Origin of the sequence: Fulvivirga marina, assembly GCF_016775155.1 — a bacterium.
GTDB lineage: Bacteria > Bacteroidota > Bacteroidia > Cytophagales > Cyclobacteriaceae > Fulvivirga > Fulvivirga marina.
Genome location: NZ_JAEUGD010000061.1, coordinates 84,207 through 100,413, shown reverse-complemented (window position 1 = coordinate 100,413; position 16,207 = coordinate 84,207). Strand labels below are relative to the sequence as shown.

Annotated in this window: 13 protein-coding genes; 2 read left to right on the top strand and 11 right to left on the bottom strand. The window is 41.0% G+C overall.

Annotation, left to right across the window (positions count from 1 at the left end):
* Positions 1-6 precede the first annotated feature (6 nt).
* The 4 genes from JMN32_RS18850 to JMN32_RS18835 are packed head-to-tail and all read right to left on the bottom strand — an operon-like array spanning position 7 to position 6,563.
* Positions 7-606: a GIY-YIG nuclease family protein gene (locus tag JMN32_RS18850; RefSeq protein ID WP_202857920.1), complete on the bottom strand. Its 600-nt coding sequence runs from the start codon at positions 604-606 to the stop codon at positions 7-9.
* Positions 596-1,873 (bottom strand): restriction endonuclease subunit S, encoded by a 1,278-nt coding sequence (locus JMN32_RS18845; protein ID WP_202857919.1) that lies wholly within the window; start codon positions 1,871-1,873, stop codon positions 596-598. Before JMN32_RS18845 ends, JMN32_RS18850 begins: the two co-directional genes overlap by 11 nt.
* Positions 1,873-3,495 (bottom strand): HsdM family class I SAM-dependent methyltransferase, encoded by a 1,623-nt coding sequence (locus JMN32_RS18840; RefSeq protein ID WP_202857918.1) that lies wholly within the window; start codon positions 3,493-3,495, stop codon positions 1,873-1,875. The genes JMN32_RS18845 and JMN32_RS18840 overlap by 1 nt, the downstream gene beginning before the upstream one ends.
* A complete protein-coding gene (locus JMN32_RS18835; protein ID WP_202857917.1) occupies positions 3,492-6,563 on the bottom strand; it encodes a type I restriction endonuclease subunit R in 3,072 nt (1,023 codons plus the stop codon). The genes JMN32_RS18840 and JMN32_RS18835 overlap by 4 nt, the downstream gene beginning before the upstream one ends.
* A 308-nt stretch (positions 6,564-6,871) precedes the next feature.
* Here JMN32_RS18835 and JMN32_RS18830 point away from each other — a divergent pair, with 308 nt between their 5' ends.
* Positions 6,872-8,221 (top strand): serine hydrolase domain-containing protein, encoded by a 1,350-nt coding sequence (locus JMN32_RS18830; protein WP_202857916.1) that lies wholly within the window; start codon positions 6,872-6,874, stop codon positions 8,219-8,221.
* A gap of 151 nt (positions 8,222-8,372) precedes the next feature.
* Here the strand turns inward: JMN32_RS18830 and JMN32_RS18825 are convergent, their stop codons facing one another.
* From JMN32_RS18825 to JMN32_RS18800, 6 genes are all read right to left on the bottom strand, one after another.
* Entirely contained in the window at positions 8,373-8,558 is a 186-nt protein-coding gene (locus JMN32_RS18825) for a YgaP family membrane protein (protein WP_202857915.1), read from the bottom strand.
* A 12-nt stretch (positions 8,559-8,570) separates the two neighbouring features.
* A complete protein-coding gene (locus JMN32_RS18820) occupies positions 8,571-8,876 on the bottom strand; it encodes a hypothetical protein (RefSeq protein ID WP_202857914.1) in 306 nt (101 codons plus the stop codon).
* A gap of 15 nt (positions 8,877-8,891) precedes the next feature.
* Positions 8,892-12,107 (bottom strand): efflux RND transporter permease subunit, encoded by a 3,216-nt coding sequence (locus JMN32_RS18815; RefSeq protein WP_202857913.1) that lies wholly within the window; start codon positions 12,105-12,107, stop codon positions 8,892-8,894.
* On the bottom strand, positions 12,107-13,213 hold the full coding sequence (locus tag JMN32_RS18810) for an efflux RND transporter periplasmic adaptor subunit (RefSeq protein ID WP_202857912.1): 1,107 nt from the start codon (positions 13,211-13,213) through the stop codon (positions 12,107-12,109). Before JMN32_RS18810 ends, JMN32_RS18815 begins: the two co-directional genes overlap by 1 nt.
* A 24-nt stretch (positions 13,214-13,237) precedes the next feature.
* Positions 13,238-14,548, bottom strand: a complete 1,311-nt coding sequence (locus JMN32_RS18805; RefSeq protein ID WP_202857911.1) for a TolC family protein — start codon at positions 14,546-14,548, stop codon at positions 13,238-13,240.
* 329 nt (positions 14,549-14,877) lie between these two features.
* On the bottom strand, positions 14,878-15,339 hold the full coding sequence (locus JMN32_RS18800) for an NUDIX domain-containing protein (protein WP_202857910.1): 462 nt from the start codon (positions 15,337-15,339) through the stop codon (positions 14,878-14,880).
* 117 nt (positions 15,340-15,456) lie between these two features.
* Between JMN32_RS18800 and JMN32_RS18795 the strand changes: the two genes are divergently transcribed.
* Positions 15,457-15,804 carry a DUF1801 domain-containing protein gene (locus tag JMN32_RS18795; RefSeq protein WP_202857909.1) on the top strand — a complete coding sequence of 116 codons (348 nt, stop codon included), beginning with the start codon at positions 15,457-15,459 and terminating at the stop codon, positions 15,802-15,804.
* Between the two features lie 109 nt (positions 15,805-15,913).
* On the opposite strand, the gene JMN32_RS18790 is transcribed toward JMN32_RS18795, so the two are convergent.
* Positions 15,914-16,207, bottom strand: a complete 294-nt coding sequence (locus tag JMN32_RS18790; protein WP_202857908.1) for a putative quinol monooxygenase — start codon at positions 16,205-16,207, stop codon at positions 15,914-15,916.

Here is a 16,207-nt window from a genome sequence, read left to right as displayed (position 1 = left end):
TTTTAATTAATGCGTTTCAAACGTATTCCACTTCGTCTTTAGCTCACAAGCAATTAAAAGCTCCGTTAAATACATTTCATAATTATCTTCTATGGGAATAATGGCAATTTTCCAATTGGCTAGCATTTCAGTTTGGACCATTTCTCTTTCATCTTCAAACAGCTTTAAATCTGATCGATTACCTTTATACAGTTTATGCTTTTTGTCGTGCTTGTCTCTTAACATGAGATAAACTAAGCTGGCTTCATTATGGGTTGTACCTCGAAAATGGTTCTTTAATCTTCTTAATATCTTCCTCGATATCCCCACATAGATGGCCTTATGATTTTCATAAAAGATATAAAGTCCTTTCACCTCATTTTTACTTCTCTGTTCTGACTCAGGTTTTTCGGCTTCTTTGTATTCGTCTTTATCCCAATTGTTATAGATACTCAGCCATATGGAAGTATTTCTGTGATATTCGTTTTTGACAGGAAAAAACAACTCCTCAAACTTATATTTGTTTTTGCTCGATAATCCCGAAACATGCGCTTGGCATTTTGCTATTAGATCATTAGAAATGGGGACAGTTTCCCCTGCATAGTTTATAGTAGGACTATTCTCCATACCCCTCCTTTCCCTCAGCGGCCATGCTTACGGTATGCTCGTTTACATAGTGCACGGCATCTTTAATGGTTACTTGCCCATTCATTAGCATAGGCAATAGCCAATCCCGAAGCTCGGAGAGTTTTTGGTTTTCTTTTTGAATCAGGTTAATCTTATCAAACATTGGCTGAATCTTGTCATTAAATCTTTTAAGAAGATTATTACCAGTCTCTGGCAATACAATTTTCAAGGCATTTAGTGTTCCTTGATTTACATTCTTTAGAATTGTTCCCCCTGAACCTTGATTTATTGCCTGCTCAATTGATTTGAGAAAGAAAAAGACCGGTATTTTTTGAGATAAATCCTCTAATTGATAATGAATTGCAAATCCGCAGTACAAGGTATTCTCAGTAATATCAGATATCAACCTGGTGGCTCCTGGAATACCACTCCTTGCAATAATTATACTTCCATCGTGTACGGAATATTTCTTTACATCAGATTCCCTTAAGTATACAGTATCCAAATCTTCATTTTTTAGAAAGTAACTGCTTGCACTGATATTTCTAACATTGATAATTGGACAGGCAATTTTTCCAGGGTTTGATGGATTATAATTTACACCGTTTTTAAAGCTGCCCAAGTCACCCAACTCCTTCACCTCCCACCCCTCAGGTATCTCCCTTTTCAACTGCTCATTATAAACCATTTTACCACCAGAGGATTTATAAGGCTTTCCTTCTAAATCGGGCTTGCCCATCAAAACAGCCTGTTCTTTGGAGATGGGAAAATCAAACTGCACAAACCAATAATCATAAATTAGCTTGGCCATGGCCTCCAGCTCTGTATTGATTTTATTATTGAGCTCGATTTTGGAGTCGAGTTTCCACAAAGCGTCGGCTATTTCCTTTTGATAATTATCTATATAAGGTATGTTGATTTCATGAAGATCGTTTCTATTAATGCCTGGGACAGTGCTTTTATCAGCTGTTTGAAGATTCCCTAAGCAGCTGAGCAAATAATAAATATATTTTGGATAATTACCCTTAAAATTTGTCACATATAAGGCAGTATTATGAGGCCAATATTTTCCATTTATGTAGTGAGGTCTCCCCAAAGTACCATAGCGTCCAATAATGATACCTTCTCCTTCAGCTTTGTATTCGTTGTGACATCCAGACTTACCAGATGAACTAATAATTGGATATGGCCCATCAATTCTGTTATATGATGGAAGGTCATATCCTCTTTTAAAATTCACAATGTCACCCAATCGCTTATATTTCATTATTTTAATATCAAACGATTTAACTCATTTTCAATTTCTACTTCCAAACGGGCAGAATCCTTGAATAAGCTATTTAGTTTTGATTTATGTCCATTCAGCCTATTTATAAAATCTTCTTCGGTTATATCCACATACTCAATCTTCACCTCAAAATACTGTCCTGCACTTAATGAATGGTTTTTTGCTTCAATATCTTCATAGCTCACTACTACAGAAAAATCATCCACCACTTCTTTTTTATTGAAGGTATTAATAATTCGATCTTCCTCTTCTTCAGATAAAAGGGTTCGCTGGTTTTTATCATCCACTTTCACTTTAGTTCCCAATCCTGAAGCATCCACTAACACTACATCTTCTTTATTCTCCTTGTCGATAAACAGGATGGACACATTGGTGCCCGTTGAAGCGAAAATATTGCTTGGCATACTTACTACACCAGCCAGCATACGCTCTTTTACCAGCCTCTCCCGTATTTTCTTTTCAACACCACTTTGTGCAGTAATAAATCCGGTAGGTACTACAATGGCTGCTTTTCCTTTTTCACTGAGTGAGTACATAATATGCTGTAAAAAGAGCAGGTAAATCGCCATTGACTCCTTCTTCTTGCTAGGCACATTAGGTATCCCGGCAAAGAACCGTTCGTTATTGGCATCAACATCCAACTGATCGCGGTAATCGGAGAAATCTAACTTAAAAGGTGGGTTAGAAACAATGAAATCGAACTGTTGCAGTTGCTCGTTCTTATCCTTGTGGTAGGGGCGAAGAATGGTGTTCCCTTGCACAATGTTCGGAATGGAATGCACCAGGTCGTTCAGTATCAAATTCAGTCGCAATAAGTTGGATGACTTCTGAGAAATATCCTGCGAATAGATCGTGCATCGGTCTTCCCCAATCTGATGAGCCAGGTTCATAAGTAATGTTCCCGATCCCGCTGAGGGATCATAGCATTTTACATTACTGACCTCCCCATGTACGAGGCATCGCGCCATAATTTTTGCTACCGCATGTGGGGTGAAATACTCGGCATATTTACCACCACTATTGGTGTTATAGTCTTTAATTAAATACTCAAAAATGGTCGCATAAAAGTCGAACTTCTCATGAAAGATATGCTCAAAACTAAATCCAACCAGCTTGTTTACAATGGCTCTGCAAAACTCATCCCGATCGTCCACCACGTACTTACTGATGTTTTCAAAGAGTACCACCTTTTCGCCACTGTTAGTCACCACCGAGAATAGATCACTGTTCTCTTTGGCGATATCGAGCAAGGTATCATCAAAAATCTTAGCAAAATCGGGTTCATTTTGTCGATCAAACAGCGAAGAAATAAAGTGATCCGGACTAATGCGGGCGGTACTTTCATCCAGCTGCACCATCAAAAACTCATAGTCTTCCTCACTCTTTGCTTTTAACGCTTCTTCCCAATTCTTAGCCTTAGCTATGTCTTTATCCAGTTTTTTGATTTCATGTACAAACTTATCGTTGATAAACTTGTACAGAAACACCTGTGTAATGATCTTAAACTCATTACCATCGTTACCTAACCCATGATTTGCACAAACGCTCTTCAGGCTGTCAATCAGTTCTTTTGTTTTCTTTTCAAATTCTTGTGTGCTCATACCCTTCTACCGTGATATTCGTTTAAGTATTCTTTTACCAGTAAATGATTAATTTGTTTTGTTCGCTCCATGGTTAATGGAAGGTGATGGTTGTTTTTTAATTCTTGCACCAACAGTCTCATCATCATTTTCTCCACATAGCTTTCGTTGTCCAACATATTGGAGTTATTCAGTACATGCTCATCCGCTTTTGATTTAAGCGCTTGTAGTGCTTCAAACAACTTTTGTTCGCAACTCGTTAATGGGTCTTTTTCCATCAATCGCTTATGCAAACGTGTATATTTGGCGTCATGATCGTACTTCGCCCTAAGTAATTGATTTTTCCGTTCCAGTTCTTTCGCCTCTTTGTGTATTTTTTCCAATGCCTTAATATTGGCTTCCATTTGCTCTTTGGTTATCTCATTGAGCTTTTTCTTTTTAAAGAGCCGTTCCAATTCCTCCCTTAAGGAAATAAATTCGGGATCAGCCGGATCAAAATTACCCCCTAGTGTTTCTCTCGTTCTTCTTAATATTTCCTTATACTCATCTGCCAATATCATTTCTTCCTCGCTCACCTTGGTAAATGCAAATAGCACATCCTCCAATGCAATATTTAAAAGATTAGAAGTATCTACACTACTTTCTAAGGCTTCCTTGGTATTGATTAAGGCAAGTCGATCGTTTGCTTCCCGTGAGAGCACTGTTAGCTTATGAAAATCGAGTTTATCCAATAAGTCATAATTACCGGATAGCCTAATCAGGTTATACAGACTCCTGGCATTATTCAATACCCGGGTAATTTTAAGCATTTCAGCCCGCTCGGAAATTTGCGAAATCTGTTGAGAGAAAACCTCCGCATTGGAAGTGTCAAAATGAAACAGCACCTCTTTTATCTCATCAATCTCTGCGTTGATCTCTTCCTGGGTCTTGAACAATTTGGAATAACTTTCCATTTCGTCTCCCAGCTCCGACTGTAACTCATTAAAATAAGCCTGATTGGTCTTATCAAATTCTTTTTTGATATCGGCAAAATCGACCACATAGCCGTACCGGTAATTTTTATAGGTACGATTCACCCGCGTTAGGGCTTGTAAAAGGTTATGTGCCTTAATTACTCTGCCGAGATATAGCTTTTTAAGCCGTTTGGCATCAAAGCCCGTAAGCAACATGTTGAAAACAAATAAGATATCAATGTTACCTGCCTTGTAGTCTTTGACCAAGTTCTTGCGATCTTCTTTTGTGCCAATATCATGGAGAATCAGTGCAGCGGTAGTAACCTTATAACTTTCGCTCTTCTTTTTAGCATAAGCAAGCGTTGGCTCAGCTGCCAACGGCAGCTCATCTTCATCCTGTTGGGCATATTTTTCCTGAAATACTTCATGCATCATCTTTGCTTGGTCGGAAGAATCGCAGATGACCATCGCCCCTAAAGAACTGTCACCGTTGGTAATTCGTGCCTTCTCAAAGTCCATGATGATGTAATCCAGCATGGGTTCTGCAAATTTGTGGTGTGCATATATCTTTTTGCGGTCAGCATCCCCCTTAAGGATTTCAATTTCTTCCAGTGCCTTCTGTAGAGTGAGTTTATAGCTGGTTTCTATCTCCTCACGGATCAACCTGAGGGTATAGCCATCCGCAATCGATTTATTGTAATAGTATTTATGAATATAGTCGCCAAAAAGCGTTCTGGAATTGTAATCGTTTCCAAGAAGCGGGGTGCCAGTTAAACCAATTTTGATGGCATTACTATCTGATTCTTGCAGGTTAGCCAGGAAACTCCCTTTCGGATTATAGCTGCGATGCACTTCATCCAGGAAGTAGACCCGTTGTATATTGACTTGATAATCAGTATTCCGTACAACGTTCTTGTCATCTTCAAACTTCTGAATATTAACAACCGTTATTTCCCGTTTTCCGGATACATTGTGAAGTACAGTGGTACTCTTGATATCCTTAATAAACTGCTCTTTAGAATTAACCGAATGGACTATTAAATCGCGATGCCGAAATTCTCTTGATGCCTGCTCGGCCAGATCAATGCGATCTACAATGAAATAGAATTTAGGTATGACACCCTTTTTCTGAAAATAGTCAGTAAGATACCGGACGTTGTAATAGGCCAGGGCAGTTTTACCTGATCCTTGGGTGTGCCATATAATCCCTTTTTTAACACCTTCTTCTAATTTCTGCTCAATGGCTTTCGTGGCGAATAGCTGAGGGTAACGCATAATGTGCTTTTCCAGCTTACCCAAATCTTCCTCTACATAAGTAAAGGCATAGCGTAATATAAATGCCAGCCGATCCTTCTGGAATAGTGAAGTGCAAATTCGGTTAGTGGGTGTATTCGGGTTCTTGTTAGTTTTAAACTCCGGTGTTGATTTTATGCCAACATAGTTGGTGTCTTTTAAAATATAATCTTCTGTGCCAGGGTTCTCTGGCTGTAACAACGCATTTAAATCAAACTTGTCTTCTTCTCTGAAGTAATTAAAGGTTGGTTTACCATAGGCCGTTGTTGCATAAAAAGCTCCTTGCAAGGGTTGGATGGCTTCATCATCATACTCCATGTTATTAGAGAAGACCATCAGCTGTGTGAGGTTGATGAACTTTCGAAACTTCTTATTCTTAAATCGCTTTTCAATACGAATATGCTCGGCTTGTATGCCTTCCAGATTATTTGGCTTTTTAACCTCAATAAAGGCCAAAGGCATGCCATTAATGAGCAGAATTATGTCAGGACGAAAATTGTCATCATCCTTTTCATACGGCAATTCTGTGACAACGTGAAAGCTATTATTTGCAAAATCCTTAAAGTCAATCAATCGGGGAGAGGATTGGTTGATAAGTTTTTGATAGAATACACGTCCTAAGTCTTCGTTTTCCAAGTCCAGGGATATCTCATCATACAAACGACCGATATCTGACTCTTCTAACTCAGGATTGATTTTGCCAATGGATTCCTTGAAAACATCCGTGAAGATATTGGTATTGATATCCCATACGGCTTCTTTAAGAGACAAGTAATTGTAGCCCAGTCTAGTAAGATGAAGTAAAGTTGGGATTTTTACCCGTGAATCTTCGTTGTGAATCATTAAAATCTACTTATTAAACTAAATATAGGCTTTAATCAAATTAAATGAAGTTCTGCGAAAGTAAAACTTTAAAAATTAACAAAACCATTAATCGTGGCTTTGTATTATAACCTAAGCATACGATAGCCTTGAGAGAATGAGCATTTTTGCCCGTTAAACAGAGTTACATTCTTAAAACCAAAATCAAACCGGGTACAATAAGTGTCATTTTAGGCAATGGGTTTTTTATTGGCAGCTACCTTGTATAACATAGTTCTTGGTTATGCGTATAAGTATTTTGAAAATCAAAAACTCAAACAAAATACAACATGAAATCAACATTACTTTTTGTCGCATTTTTTGCCCTACTGTGCTCTTGCGGGAAGCAAGGAGGTACCAGTCAAACTCGGGAAAATGATCAAAACACACTCAAACTGGATAGTTTGTTTGATCTGCTTTATGAAAATGATAAGTTCATGGGCAGTGTCTCCATACAGCACCATGGAGCCAATGTCTATTCCAAAGCCATCGGGTTTGATGATATAGAGCTTCAAAAAGCCTCTGGTGCCAAAACAAAATATAGGGTAGGCTCTATATCCAAAATGTTTACAGCCACTCTGGTTTTTAAAGCCATTGAAGAAAGTAAATTGAGCATTGATCAGACCATAGAGGTGTACTTCCCAACCATTGAAAATTCCGAGCTTATTACAGTAGGCAATTTGCTAAATCATAGAAGTGGTATCCATAGCTTTACTAAAGACTCATTGTTCTTGGCCTATCGTACACAGTTCAAATCTCCTCAGGAGATGGTTGAAATCATAGCTGCCTATGAGAGTGACTTTATTCCCAACAGCAAAGCAGCTTACAGTAACTCTAATTATTTATTGCTCTCGGTAATGCTTGAGAAGATCTATAATTCAAGCTTTAAAGATTTGATAGAAGAGAAGATCTGTTTCCCCCTTGGTCTGAAAGATACCTATTATGGAGGAAAAATCAATCTGAATGATAACGAGAGTAGCTCTTACACTTATTCAACTCAATGGGTCAAAGAAACAGAGACAGACATGTCTATTCCTTTAGGTGCAGGAGCAATGGTATCTACCCCTGATGATTTAAATCGATTTATGGAGGCTCTGTTTGGCGGAAGGCTGGTGTCAAAACAAAGCTTAGCCATGATGACAACAATTCAGGGTACCTACGGAATGGGTATTCTGTCATTTGATTATGGTGATAGATCGGCATTTGGGCATGGAGGAAACCTGGATGGATTTAATGCCATAACCATTTATTTTCCTAAAGAGGAATTGGCTATCTCTGTGGCCGCCAATGCACTAAATTATAACATGAATAGCCTCGTGCAGGATGTTGTAAAATGCTACTTTAATGAACATTTTACATGGCCTGATTTTGGAGTCACTGAGATTTCGTCAGATGATCTGGATAAGTATATTGGCGTTTATACTTCAGAAGGATTACCGGGTAAATTTAAGGTGACAAAAAGGGGGAATATGTTGCATATCCAACTAGAAGAAGGGCCAAATGATCCATTGCTTTATAAAGGAAGTCATCGATTTATCAATGATGAGATTGGTGTGGAATTTATCTTTAACCCTGAACTCAATCAATTAGTACTGGTCCAAAACGGGGTGAAAGATAAATATGTATTTACAAAGGGGTAGCAGTATACCGGTGTCTATACATTTGGGGGCTTTATTTGAGAAAGCAGATCATTAAGGTCTGCTTTAATTTTTGTGCTTTTAAGGTAAAAGACAAGCCCACCTTCTCAGGGGGGCTCATCACCAAACATCACAGACTACACAAAGTGATTTCTTAATCTTTAACGCCGATTTTGGCCAATATATCGTTCATCAAGCACCAGTTGGTGAACGATGATTGCAGTAAATTGGCTCCGACAAAGGCTGTAAACCACAGCCAGTTTTGATTTACATAGATAGAGAGCAGAATGCTGATTAAAATGAACATTCCTGCTACTGCATGTACTATTCTTGTTCTCATTTTATTTAGATTTTAAATACTCTTTTTTACTTCTAAAAGCACCGCATGTACATGCGATTCGTTATCCTGATCTTTATTGAAACTGTCAATAGCGTTCAGGACTTCGTCTACGTCTTGGTTACCCACAAAGGCATAGAAAAGCACGGACCGGTGTTCGTTATGATCGGAGGCAAACCAGTTGGATTCCCTTGATTCTTCTGCCAGTTCTTTATAGCCGTTCACATCCATGTGAGAAAATGCTTTCACACCATTTTTTTTGAGCAGTCTTTTGATGTCCTCTTCGTAGGACTGAACTGCGGTTATGATTAGTAATTCCATGACCTTATCTGTTAATTATTTAGAACTCACCTGTTGCTTTTCCCACTTTTTCCTCTCTGTCATGTAGTAGATCAGTGGTACTACTACCAGCGTGAGCATAGTAGATACTATGGCTCCGGCTACTAGTGATATTGCCAGTCCCTGGAATATAGGGTCAAACAATATGATGGAAGCACCAATCACTACAGCTCCTGTAGTGAGCAGGATAGGAGTGGTTCGTACAGCTCCAGCTTCGATGATAGCTGTTTTAAGATCAACCCCCTCTTTAAGCCTGATCTCGATAAAGTCGATCAGCAAAACGGAGTTTCTTACCATTACCCCAGCCAGAGCGATCATGCCTATGAATGAGGTGGCTGTAAAGAATGCTCCCAATAGCCAGTGCCCTAGCACAATACCAATCAGGGACAAGGGAATAGCCAACATCATCACAATCGGTGTTTTGAAGTTTTGGAACCAACCCACAATCAACATATAGATGGCAATGATCACGACCAGGAAGGCACCTCCCAGATCACGGAACACCTCAAGAGTAATTTGCCATTCACCATCCCACTTCACGGCAAAGTCAGATTCATCTTCAGGCTGTTCCATGTACAACTCGCTTACACTGTAGCCTGCTGGCAAATTCATGTTTTGCAGTTTTTCAGTCATGCCGAGGATGGCATAAGCAGGACTTTCCAATGCTCCCGCCATGTCAGCCAGCACATAAACTACACGCTTCTGGTCCTTTCGATAAATGGTCGTCTGCAAAGCATCTTCCTTAACACTTACGATATCATTGATAGGAACCATATTGCCTTGCATGCCTTTTACTTTCAGGGTTTGTACCAGGTCTATTCCAGCCTGTTCCTTATCCTGTAGTGTCATGGTAATCTCTACCGGGTTGTCGGCGTATTCATCATAAAGCGTGCTTACCGGGTGGCCGCCGATCAGGTAAGTGAGGTTGCCCACTACTTGCTGAGGGACAATACCATGCATCATCGCCTTTTCACGGTCTACATCCAGTTTGTACTCCGTCTGGCCTGCCTCTACATACCAGTCTACATCTACCACATCCTGAGTGTTTTCAAGAATGCCCTTTACCTGCTGAGCTACTTTGATCTGCTCGCTATATTCAGGACCATAAACCTCTGCCACCAAAGTAGAAAGTACAGGAGGACCTGGCGGAACTTCCACAATCTTGACATTGGCATTGTACTTTCTGGCAATATTTTGAACCTCTGAGCGTACGCCGGATGCTATTTCATGGCTGTCATGCGAGCGGTCTTCTTTAGGCAATAGGTTCACCTGAATATCTGCCATGTTGCTTCCACCTCTCAGGTCGTAGTGCCTTACCAGTCCATTGAAAGTGATAGGGGCAGAGGTGCCGGCATAAGCCTGATAGTTGACCACTTCAGGAACACCAGCCAGGTATTGAGCAATTTCAGAAGTTACTGCTGCGGTACGTTCCAGAGTGGTACCTTCGGGCATGTCGATCACCACCTGAAACTCATTCTTGTTATCAAATGGCAGCATTTTTACAGCCACTGATTTGGTGAAGAACATACCCATGGAACCAAACAGCAGAACTACTGTAGTTCCCAGCATGACCCATCGCTTAACGCTGCTTTCCAGGAATGGCTTTTCAATCTTGTTATAGACTTTGTATATCCACCCAGAGCCATGGCCTTCGTCATGGGCTTTGTCTGAGCCACGTTTTTCTTTTTCTCTCAGAAAGTGATATCCAAGATACGGAGTGACGGTCAGTGCCACGAACAGGGAAAGCATCATAGCTATGGAAGCACCAATAGGCATAGGACTCATGTAAGGCCCCATCATACCGGACACAAAGGCCATGGGTAAAATAGCGGCAATCACTGTAAAAGTGGCTAGAATGGTAGGGTTACCCACCTCGTTGATCGCATAGATTGCAGCCTGGGCAAAAGGCAGTTTTTTGGATTTAAAGTGCCTGTGCATGTTTTCTGCAATAATGATACTGTCATCCACTACAATTCCTACTACAAATACAAGGGCAAAAAGTGTGATCCTGTTAAGCGTGTATCCCAGCATGTAATAGCTGAACAGTGTCAGAGCAAAAGTTAATGGCACAGACAAGAATACCACCAGTCCACCTCTCCAGCCCATAGCCAGCATTACCAGCACCGTTACCGCCACAATGGCCACACCCAGGTGAAGTAGCAATTCTCCAACTTTGTGTGAAGCCGTTTCACCATAGTTTCTGGTTACTTCTACTTCCACTTCATCCGGGATCAGGGTACTTCTAAGCCTGTCTATTTTTTTCAGGATCTTATCCGATACCTTCATGGCATCAGCACCTTTGACCTTGGCTACCGATATAGTGACAGCGGGGTAGGTAGATGGGTTTTCCGGATAGTCAGCATTAGCTTTTCCATAACCAAAGAATACATAATCTTTTGGCTTAGCAGGTCCATCAATGACCTGTGCCACTTGACTGAGGTAGACGGGCAGACGGTTATTGATCCCCACCACAATACCTTCAACATCTTCAGCAGTGCTTAGAAACTGTCCGGTAGTCAGTAAGTACTCAGAGTCGGCCGATACAAACTTACCTGATTGCGAACTGCTGTTGCTGGCCCTGAGCATTTGCATGATACTAAGTACATCCACACCGTTTTCGGCCATCTTGTCTTTATCTACCACTATTCTCAAAGCACGCGGACGACCGCCAATCTCCTTGGTGATAGAGACATCTTTTACTTTTTCAATTTCAGATGTTACTTCCTCTGCCAGTAACCTGAGCTGGTAGTCATCGTAGGTTTTGCTCCATAAGGTCAGGCCCAGCATGGGGACGTCGTCAATCGACCTTGTTTTTACCACTGGCTGATAAACTGTTTCAGGAAACATATTCTGATGTTTCATCAGCTCGTCGTAGAGCTTTACATAAGACCTTTCTGTATCTTCCCCTACATAAAACTGTACTACCATAACAGCCACGCCATTCATGGCCATACTGTGTATGTGCTCAACGCCTTTGATGTTGGCTATGATCCTTTCCAGTGGTTTTACCACTCTGCTTTCCACTTCCTGTGGAGTCGCTCCCGGGTACCCAACCATAACATCGGCCATGGGAACGATGATCTGCGGCTCTTCTTCCCTTGGGATTAAGAAAGAGCTGTACACTCCTATGATCATCAAAGCCACCATCAAAAGCACGGTAAGCTTCGAATGAATGAAAAAATTGGCAATTTTGCCTGATATTCCCTCCTGCATTACTTTGATGTTTTAGATATTCTTTCACGTTGTTGATCCACTACCACTTGCGCGCCATTGAAAAGCTTTCCTTCTGGCTCTACAATGTACTTTTCACCATCGCTGATGCCCGAAAGGACTTCAATGCTTCCTTCTTTCTCTTTGCCTGTAAGTACCCATCGGAGTATGGCTTTGTTGTCAGCGCTAAGCGCATAGATGCCTGTTAGTTGCCCGTTGCGGATTAGTGCATCCTTGTCCACCAGAGGTGAGGTGTTTATAACATCAGTATTTTTGGCCTCTATATCAGCGTTTACAAACATTCCGGGAAGTACATTCTGCGTTTTGGGCAGGTCTATCTTGACCAGGAACTGGCCTCCGGTATTTTTGGCTGAAGGGCTTACTTCTTTTACCTTGCCGGCTATGGTCTGATTACTTGACTTAACCAATACCTGGGTTTCAGCACCTACCTGCACTTGCGCAATCTGTGATTCAGGTACCATCACGGTAGCTTCGTATTTAGAGGTTCCCTCTACTGCTACTAGTGGCATACCGGGGTTGGCAATGTCTCCAGCTTTTACAAAAGTATTGGCCACAACGCCTGAGAAAGGAGCTCTGATGTTAGTATAAGCAAATTGGGCTTCTACTTCTTTTTGCATCTGTCTGGCTGCTTCCAGACCTGCTTTGGCCATGTCCAGCCGGGTACCCATGTTTTCAAATTCCTTTTCAGAGGCACTTCCCTTTTCATAAAGTATCTTGAATCGATTGTAGTCCTTCTCAGCATTATCATAGGCGCTTTTCGCCTGCGTAATTGAAGAAGTAACCTGGGCCTTTTTGGCTTGCAGATCGGTACTTGAGATAGTAAGCAGCAGGTCCCCTTGCTTAACCTTATCACCTGGTTTTACCATGACACCAGTTACATTACCCATCATTCGAGTGCTGATGTTAGCACTGTTGCCAGCCTCAATTTTTCCACTCACGGTGATTACTCTGGCATCTTTTACCGCTTTGGCAGTAGCTACCTGCACTTTGACAGGGGCTATTTCCTGAACCGTGGCTTCATCATGCGATCCGCAGCTCGCAAGCAGGCCGATAGCCGGAATTATAATTAAATATTTAAGCTTTTTCATTGTGTGTCTTGTTTGGATTTTCAATTATTCTTTAGTTAAAAAACGTAAGTACTCTTTGGTGAAATTATATTCGAAAATGGCCTGTTGTAGCTGTAGTTCTTTGTGATACATTTGGCTTTCAGCCATCAGCAGATCTACAGTTTTTTCCAGACCTTGCTCAAACCTGTCTCTTCTGACCTTGTAGGATTCATTGGCCTGATCAAAGGCAAGCTGGTACAGTTCCACCTTATTTTTGGCATCTGCCAGCATACGGTTAGCTTTGATCAATTCTGCCTGCTGCTGGCTAATATATTCTTCCTGTTCCAGTTTAGCTTTTTCCACTTCCAGCCTTGCCTTATGGGTTTTGGCTATGTTGGAGTAACCCTTGAAAATGTCCCAGGATGCTTTGGCACCAACCAAATATCCTGATGCCCCAAATTGAAAGGCTTCATTGTCATACACCTGGAAGCTTCCAAAAGCATTGATCCTGGGTATGAATTTCATTTTTGAAGACTTTAACATACTTTCATAGCCATCTACAGCTTTAGACATTGCCAGTAGGTCTTTTCTGTTTTCTGGTAGCGTGGTAGCATAGGTGGCCATGTCATAGTTAAGCGGAGCTCCGGTTTGAGGAGACAGGATGTAAGTACCTGGAGTTTCGCCCATCAGTATCAGAAGCTGATCAGAGGTGTTCTGCACATTAGACTGAGCATACTGTAGCTGGCTTTTGACTTCATTTAACCGAACCTTTGCATCCAGTAGGTCAGCTTTTTGTACCATGCCCTGATCATAATAGTCAGATACAATTTTTACAGCTTCTCCGGCAGTTTTATGAGCTCTGGCGATGACATCCACGGCTTCATAAACCAATTGGAGTTGCATGTAAAGTTTCGTAGCCTCAAGCCCGAGATACTCTTTGGTTCGCTCAGCTTTTAATTGATATGCTTCATGTTGTATTCTGGCGGCACTGCGCTCATAAATACCATCCAGATTAAGTAAAGGTTGTAAGATCTGGATTTCCGATGCATAATTTTCAACGTCATCAGGGTTGTTGAGCAGATCCGGGTTAAAATCCTGCTGAGTGAGAATCTCCTGATTCAGCTTTGATCCAAATGCCATCAACGGGTTGTTGGTTAGCATGGCCGTGTAAGAGGCCGTAACTGTTGGCAAATACAGCGCATTGGACTGCTGAAAGTCAGCCTTTGCCATAGCAGCCTGTTTCTCGGCTATCTTGCCGCCTCCATTATTTTGGATAACCTTTTCTACAAATTCAGGTTGAGAAATAACCAGGGTATCCTGCCCCTGTACCCAACCAGCACTTGTTATAATTATTAATATTGAAAGTAGTTTTTTCATATTTATTATAAGTTTCAATGCAAAAGTATAGACTGTGTTGAGGAAAATTTGTAACAATTGTTGCAGAAAGGTTGAGTGCGAATTTGACCCGATATCATGTCTTTACTTTTCCTTGGCCACTGTTTACTCTCCTTTTTATTTTCTAACATTGTTGTCTCTGTTTTTGTTAAGTTTACGAGGGTAAGCAGATGTTTAGCGCAACATTTGTTACACTGGAATGAGCACGGTAACATTTGTTACAGAGGAGGGAGCCCAATGGGGGAATTTCAGATGGTTAGAAGAGTGATGGGTATGCCATTAAGGATGGACTCGAAAGAAGAATATCTCTCCTAATCCATGATGTCGAGTAACCGCTCTATCAAGGTGACTTGTGCGGGATTGATTTTGATAATAGCTTGCTCTATAGGGAAGAACCTTGCTTTATCTATTTCAGGAAAGCGTTGCTTCCTGCCAGACCGGGGAGGCCACTCTATTTCAAAGGTATTGCTGGTTAGCTTAAAGTCTTCATGAATATTGCCTTCCATGGCCCAACAGTGTACCACCTTTCCTCCTTTTTGCTTTATAGCGCCCAGTGACAGCAAGTTTCCATCGGGCTTTAGTCCGGTTTCTTCCTCAAACTCGCGCAAGGCAGCGCAGTCAAGGTTTTCTCCTTTTTCCGGTAACCCTTTAGGGATACTCCACGAGCCGTTGTCCTTTTTTTTGAAAAAGGGCCCACCCGGATGAACCAGGAAAACCTCTGGCCCGCTATTACGTATCCGGTACATCAATATACCTGCACTTTCGGTAGACATAGTTACAAAATACCATTAATAACTAAGAATGAATACATAATTTGTCGGTATTTACTAAGTTTAAATGGTGATGTTGCCCAATATGCTCACCTGTATTTCTGAACAAAACATTAAATTATGATCAGAGAGCTTGATCAATTCTACATGAACAAAGAGGAGCCTAATAGGGGGTGCTTACTTGCTTTGAGGGATATTATTCTTAGGCAAGATGATAACATTGCTGAAACACGCAAGTATGGAATGCCTTGCTTTTGTTATAAGAAAAAGATGTTTTGTTATCTCTGGACTGATAAGAAAACTGATGAGCCGTACATCCTTATGGTAGAGGGAAAACACCTTGATCATCCACAGCTAGAAAAGGGCACTCGCTCCCGAATGAAAATATTCAGAGTTAACCCTGAGGATAATTTACCAGTGGAGACTATTGAGACTATTCTAAATGAAGCATTGGCGCTTTATAGGTAAGTGTTGGCCAAAGGGTCAGGTTACCATTATTAAGTAAAAAGCAATTGGTGTCCCCCTTAATACTGAACTTAATTCATTGTTTACTTCCTCTGTTTACTCAAAACCAAACCTAAACTACCATTACTTCTCTATGAGAATATGCAACAGGTTTGTCAGCAAACAGTGCTTTTGTATCTGTCCATACGCTTTTAAAGAGGTCGGAATGACGGTAGTTATTGAGGGCGTTTTCATTATCCCAGTGGCTATAGGTGACATATATATTGTCTTTGTTGTAGTCTTTATGTAGTTCCAGGTGATTGCAGCCTGAAAAGGAACGGATTTTGTGTTTGCTGGCATTAAATATCTTGAGAAAATTCTCCACCTCTTCCTCACGGAAGGTCATTCGTACAATTCTTATCAGCAT

Bases quoted from the DNA above. Each gene is read 5' to 3' on its own strand.
- JMN32_RS18850 (WP_202857920.1), bottom strand. From the start codon at position 606: ATGGAGAATAGTCCTACTATAAACTATGCAGGGGAAACTGTCCCCATT.
- JMN32_RS18790 (WP_202857908.1), bottom strand. From the start codon at position 16,207: ATGCTGATAAGAATTGTACGAATGACCTTCCGTGAGGAAGAGGTGGAG.
- JMN32_RS18825 (WP_202857915.1), bottom strand. From the start codon at position 8,558: ATGAGAACAAGAATAGTACATGCAGTAGCAGGAATGTTCATTTTAATC.
- JMN32_RS18800 (WP_202857910.1), bottom strand. From the start codon at position 15,339: ATGTCTACCGAAAGTGCAGGTATATTGATGTACCGGATACGTAATAGC.
- JMN32_RS18805 (WP_202857911.1), bottom strand. From the start codon at position 14,548: ATGAAAAAACTACTTTCAATATTAATAATTATAACAAGTGCTGGTTGG.
- JMN32_RS18810 (WP_202857912.1), bottom strand. From the start codon at position 13,213: ATGAAAAAGCTTAAATATTTAATTATAATTCCGGCTATCGGCCTGCTT.
- JMN32_RS18845 (WP_202857919.1), bottom strand. From the start codon at position 1,873: ATGAAATATAAGCGATTGGGTGACATTGTGAATTTTAAAAGAGGATAT.
- JMN32_RS18820 (WP_202857914.1), bottom strand. From the start codon at position 8,876: ATGGAATTACTAATCATAACCGCAGTTCAGTCCTACGAAGAGGACATC.
- JMN32_RS18830 (WP_202857916.1), top strand. From the start codon at position 6,872: ATGAAATCAACATTACTTTTTGTCGCATTTTTTGCCCTACTGTGCTCT.
- JMN32_RS18815 (WP_202857913.1), bottom strand. From the start codon at position 12,107: ATGCAGGAGGGAATATCAGGCAAAATTGCCAATTTTTTCATTCATTCG.
- JMN32_RS18840 (WP_202857918.1), bottom strand. From the start codon at position 3,495: ATGAGCACACAAGAATTTGAAAAGAAAACAAAAGAACTGATTGACAGC.
- JMN32_RS18795 (WP_202857909.1), top strand. From the start codon at position 15,457: ATGATCAGAGAGCTTGATCAATTCTACATGAACAAAGAGGAGCCTAAT.
- JMN32_RS18835 (WP_202857917.1), bottom strand. From the start codon at position 6,563: ATGATTCACAACGAAGATTCACGGGTAAAAATCCCAACTTTACTTCAT.